General features: G+C 46.2%; 3 protein-coding genes. 2 read left to right on the top strand and 1 reads right to left on the bottom strand.

Annotated elements, in window-relative coordinates; translation table 11 throughout:
- Window positions 1-21 precede the first annotated feature (21 nt).
- Together AB4653_RS01605 and AB4653_RS01600 are read left to right on the top strand one after the other, a co-directional pair.
- On the top strand, window positions 22-975 hold the full coding sequence (locus AB4653_RS01605) for a LysR family transcriptional regulator (protein ID WP_009845781.1): 954 nt from the start codon (window positions 22-24) through the stop codon (window positions 973-975).
- A gap of 174 nt (window positions 976-1,149) precedes the next feature.
- On the top strand, window positions 1,150-3,333 hold the full coding sequence (locus AB4653_RS01600) for a malate synthase G (RefSeq protein WP_009845780.1): 2,184 nt from the start codon (window positions 1,150-1,152) through the stop codon (window positions 3,331-3,333).
- 211 nt (window positions 3,334-3,544) lie between these two features.
- Here the strand turns inward: AB4653_RS01600 and AB4653_RS01595 are convergent, their stop codons facing one another.
- Window positions 3,545-4,972 (bottom strand): NAD-dependent succinate-semialdehyde dehydrogenase, encoded by a 1,428-nt coding sequence (locus AB4653_RS01595; protein ID WP_102257525.1) that lies wholly within the window; start codon window positions 4,970-4,972, stop codon window positions 3,545-3,547.
- Window positions 4,973-5,091 lie beyond the last annotated feature (119 nt).

The following is a 5,091-nucleotide window of genomic DNA, read 5'->3' as shown; positions in this document are numbered from 1 at the left end:
ATTATATTCGGTATTTTTCTTATGAATATTGCTCGTATAGACCTTAATTTACTTGTGTATTTAGACATGTTGCTACGTGAAAGAAACGTAACACGAGCAGCAAATCAGTTAGGAATCACTCAGCCAGCCATGAGTAATGGCCTGCGTCGATTACGTGATCTATTTGAAGACCCGCTGTTGGTGAGAACCAGTGAAGGGATGATACCGACCGAGCGAGCACATAAACTGCAGCCATTGATTAGAAACATCTTGGCGAATGTAGAAAAGACATTGCAGCCGACCACGGAATTTAATGCAGAAGACAGTGAACGTGTGTTTCGTATCATGGCGAGTGACTATGCTGAGTCGACCATTATTCAGCCGCTATTAAAAAAGTTGAGCGAGATAGCACCGAAAATACGCTTAGATATTATGACGCCAAGTGACGTGAGTTATCAGGATGTGGAGCAAGGCACTGTTGATATTATCATCAACCGTTTTGACGATATTCCACAGTCGTTCCATCAGATGAGCCTTTGGCACGACGGGTTCTCTTGCCTATTTAGTTGTGATAACCCGATAGCGGACAACTTCGATATTTTGTCTTATCTAAAGGCGCAACATATCTGGGTAAGTAAGACGGGTATGGGCACCGGCGTTGGGATTAACCCAAGCGAAGCGCAAAAGCTTGGTTGGATAGATGAAGCATTAATGCGCATTGGCAAAACGCGTAATATCACGGTGTTCACACGACACTACCTGTCGGCGATTCTCTTCGCTCAACAGAAGAACCTGATCCTGACCATTCCAACCAAAGCAGCACAATTGCAGCGCAACAACCCTCGGTTGTTAATCAAACCTGCGCCATTTGCGATTGAACCCTTTGAGGTGAAGATGGCGTGGAGTCCATTGTTACAAACTAATCCAGACCATCAGTGGATGCGCCGATTGATTAAAAGTGTCGCCAATGAAATAGAGAGTGGTGTGACGGAATAACACAGTTTGTAGGGTATTTTTTATATGAATATCCAGTATAACTGGCATAAATTAGCTAAATTTATGTCCGTTGCGTAAGTTTAAGTTAGTAAAGTAAATTTGAGCTAGTAACGTGAATTTAAGCCAGTTACGTAGATTTAATGAGTAGTCATCAGTTAGTTTGAGAGAGATTTTATGAGCAGTCGTATTCAACAGGGAAGCTTGAACATTGATAGCACCCTCTACCAATTAATTAATGAGCAGGTCATTCCTGGAACAGGCATTGTCGCTGAAGACTTTTGGCAATCATTTGCAACTATCCTTGAAGACTTGGCTCCCAAGAACCGCGCACTGCTTATCAAGCGTGAAGATCTTCAACATCAAATTGACGTTTGGCACCAAGAGCGTGCCGGACAAACGCTAGATGCGGCCGAGTACAAACAGTTCTTACAGCAGATTGGCTACTTAGTTCCTGAGGGTGATGACTTTCAAGTAACGACTACCAGCGTTGAGCCTGAAATTGCAACACAAGCGGGTCCGCAGCTTGTTGTACCTATTATGAATGCACGTTTTGCACTTAACGCGGCTAATGCGCGTTGGGGAAGTTTATACGATGCGCTCTACGGAACCGATGTCATCAGTGAAAGTGATGGTGCAGAAAAAGGTGGCAGCTTTAACCCTGCACGTGGCGCTAAAGTCGTGAGCTACGCTCGAGGTTTCCTTGATGACGCTGCACCGTTAAACGGTGTATCTCATAAAGACGTCACCAAATACAGCATCAGCAATGTCAGTATTGGCAATACACTGACAGCGACCTTAGACAATGGCGAAGAAGTCACTCTAATCGATCGCAACCAGTTCATTGGTTACCAAGGTGATGCAAGTGCGCCTTCAAGTATTCTGCTTAAGCACAACAATCTACATATTGAAATTCAAATCGACCCGAGCGCGCCAATTGGCAGCGTTGATGTGGCTGGTATTAAAGATGTGCTGGTGGAATCGGCTCTCACTACCATTATGGATTGCGAAGATTCGGTAGCAGCGGTTGATGGTGAAGACAAAGCACTGGCTTACCGTAACTGGTTAGGCTTGATGAAAGGTGACTTACAAGAGTCACTAGAGAAAAATGGCAAGACCATCGTTCGTAACCTCAACCCAGATCGTCAATACACCAGCGTGACGGGAGGCGAGATCTCGCTGAAAGGCCGCAGCATGTTGTTTATCCGCAATGTGGGCCATCTAATGACCAACCCTGCCATTATTGATGCTGACGGTAATGAAGTACCTGAAGGTATTATGGATGGCATGATCACTTCACTAATCGCGATGCATGATTTAAAAGGCAACAGCGCGTACCAAAACTCGACCGCGAACAGCATCAATATTGTTAAACCTAAGATGCATGGCCCTGAAGAAGTCGCCTTTACCAATGAACTGTTTGGTCGCATTGAAGATGCATTAGGCTTAGACCGATTCACGATCAAAGTCGGCATCATGGACGAAGAGCGTCGTACTTCAGTCAATCTTAAAGAATGTATCCGCGCGGCTAAAGATCGTGTTGTGTTCATCAACACAGGTTTCTTAGACCGAACGGGTGATGAAATTCACACCAGTATGGAAGCGGGCCCATTTGCTCCTAAAACACAGCTGAAAACCATGACTTGGATTGGCGCATACGAAGACCAGAACGTTGATCTTGGCTTAGCTTGTGGCCTGCAAGGTAAGGCCCAAATCGGTAAAGGTATGTGGCCAGAGCCGGACAACATGGCGAAGATGATGGATGCGAAAATCGGACACCCACAAGCGGGCGCTAATACTGCTTGGGTTCCTTCGCCAACCGCCGCGACTTTGCACGCGCTGCACTATCACAAGGTAAGTGTACCAAGCCGTCAGAAAGAGCTTCGAGAGCGAGTGAGAGCCAATGTTGATGATATTCTTACTATCCCGCTACTAGGCAACCAAAAGCTGACTGCTAAAGATATCCAAAATGAATTGGATAACAACACACAAGGTATTCTTGGTTACGTAGTGCGTTGGATTGACCAAGGCGTCGGGTGTTCGAAAGTGCCAGATATTAACGATGTAGGGTTAATGGAAGACCGAGCGACATTGCGTATTTCGAGTCAACATATTGCCAACTGGTTACGCCACGGCATTTGCGATGAAGCACAAGTAATGAAAACCATGAAACGTATGGCGGCAGTGGTTGACGAGCAAAACGCTAGCGACCCGAGCTACCGTAATATGGCACCTGACTTTGAAAACAGCATCGCATTTTCAGCAGCGTGTCAGTTGGTATTCGAAGGCTGCGCTCAACCTAGTGGTTACACCGAGCCAGTGCTGCATGCTATGCGTCTAAAACTGAAAGCGCAGGGATAGAGAAGCAACCCAATAACAAAAACAGAGAATGTAAAATACTAAAAAAAAAGAAACCCCCTTTAACCGAGCCCAAGGTGCCGCGCTTTTATAGCGCGGCTTTTTTTGATTCATTTTTGTGGTGAGAAAGGTGGGGAGTGGGGTAGGTTAGTGATCACTAAGACTTAATTATTTCTGAGCCCTAATCACTGCCGAAACCTAGTTGCTACCAACCTTATTTTCCGCCAAAGCAAAGATACTTTATGTCCATGTATTCATCGATGCCTTCTTTTGCGCCTTCACGGCCAATACCTGATTGCTTAACACCGCCGAACGGCGCGACCTCGGTTGAGATGAGGCCATCATTAATACCGACCATACCGTACTCAAGTGCCTCTGCAATGTTCCATACTCGATGAATGTTCTGACTGTAGAAGTACGACGCTAATCCATAAATGGTGTCGTTTGCCATCTCAATAAGCTCTTCGTCTGTCTCGAATTGCATCACAGGGGCGACAGGACCAAAGATCTCTTGCTGAACAATGTCCATGCTGTGTTTCACATTTTTAAGAATGACAGGCTGAAGGAAAAGCCCATCAAGCTCTTGAGTTGGCGTCACAGGTGTCGCGCCTTGTTCTACCGCTCTGTCTATTAATGCTTGGATGTTGTTCTTCGCATTCTGACTGACAACAGGACCAATGGTGACACTTTCATCTAAGCCGTTACCAATCTTAAGCTGCTGAACCGCTTGATCGAATTTAGCCACGAACTCATCGTATACTTTACTGTGAACATAGAAACGGTTTGCACAGACACATGTTTGTCCCGCATTACGGAATTTCGACGCCATTGCGCCTTGAACGGCCGCGTCGATGTCTGCATCGTCAAACACAATAAAAGGTGCGTTGCCACCGAGCTCCATTGAGGTGCGCTTGATGCCTTTTGCCGCTTGAGCCATCAAGATACTGCCCACTCGAGTCGAGCCTGTGAAAGAGATTTTTTTGATCAGTGGATGAGAAGTGAATAGGGTGCCAACTTGCTCAGGGCTGTCGCCAAGCACCACTTGTAATAGATCTTTCGGGATACCTGCTTGGTAAGCCAGTTCAACTACAGCAAATGCAGAAAGGGGCGTCTCGTCTGAGGGCTTCACAATAAAACTACAGCCAGCAGCAAGGGCAGGAGCTGCCTTACGAGTGATCATCGCAATTGGAAAGTTCCATGGCGTAATGGCACATGCGACTCCGATAGGTTGTTTGATGGTTACCAAGCGTTTGTCTGCGACGGTGCTAGGAATTGAATCACCATAAGTGCGCTTCGCTTCTTCGGCGAACCATTCAATAAAGCTTGCACCATAAACCACTTCGCCTGTTGCTTCTGCTAGCGGCTTACCTTGTTCAATGGTCATTAGGCGAGCAAGATCTTCTTTGTTTTCAAGGAGCAGTTGATGCCAACCACTTAGCAATGCAGCACGGGATTTAGCAGGAATTTTTGCCCACTCTTTCTGCGCAACATGAGCACGTTCGATAGCGCTCTCTAACTCCGCCTCGGATGAAATTGGCGCATGCCCAATAAGCTCACCCGTTGCTGGGTTTGTGACTGCAACTGCGTTGTTCGCTTCTGTCACCATAAAAGAGAGTAAGTGCTGGTTCTTAATGTTTAGCATCGTGATTCCTTTGTTGTGATTACTTTAGACGTGTTGCTTATATGCGGGTTGGCGAGTGTTCAAATGACTTCGACCAACCGTTGATTGGTCGAAGATAGTGGTCGTTAGCTCGTTAGCTC

The organism is Vibrio sp. 10N.222.48.A3 (assembly GCF_041475345.1).
Classification (GTDB): Bacteria; Pseudomonadota; Gammaproteobacteria; order Enterobacterales; family Vibrionaceae; genus Vibrio; species Vibrio tasmaniensis_A.
Note: the sequence above shows the minus strand (reverse complement) of the source record. Positions and strands in the feature narration are given on the sequence as shown.